General features: G+C 70.0%; 1 pseudogene. It reads left to right on the top strand.

Annotated elements, in window-relative coordinates:
* Positions 1 to 494, top strand: a pseudogene (locus tag MXD59_RS26030) (polyketide synthase); the annotation flags it as partial.

The following is a 494-nucleotide window of genomic DNA, read 5'->3' as shown; positions in this document are numbered from 1 at the left end:
GTGCTGGAACGCCTCAGCGACGCCCAGCGCCTCGGCCATTCCATCCACGCCGTCATCCGCGGCACCGCCATCAACCAGGACGGCGCCAGCAACGGCCTGACCGCACCGAACGGACCGTCGCAGCAACGCGTCATCCAGGCCGCACTGGCCAATGCCCGGCTTTCTCCCGCCGACATCGACGCGGTCGAGGCGCACGGCACCGGAACGCCACTGGGCGACCCGATCGAAGCCCAGGCACTACACGCCGTCTACAGCACCGACCGCCCCACCGACAAACCCCTCCACCTCGGCTCCCTCAAATCCAACATCGGCCACACCCAGGCCGCCGCCGGCATCGCCGGCACCATCAAAATCATCCAGGCCCTCCACCACAACACCCTCCCCCGCACCCTCCACGCCACCCAGCCCACCCCCCACATCGACTGGGACAACACCCCCCTCGCCCTCCTGAACGAACCCACCCCCTGGCCCCGCCGCGACACCCCACGGCGAGC

Origin of the sequence: Frankia umida (assembly GCF_023242945.1) — a bacterium.
Lineage (GTDB): Bacteria > Actinomycetota > Actinomycetes > Frankiales > Frankiaceae > Frankia > Frankia umida.
This window is presented reverse-complemented; position numbering and strand designations above follow the sequence as displayed.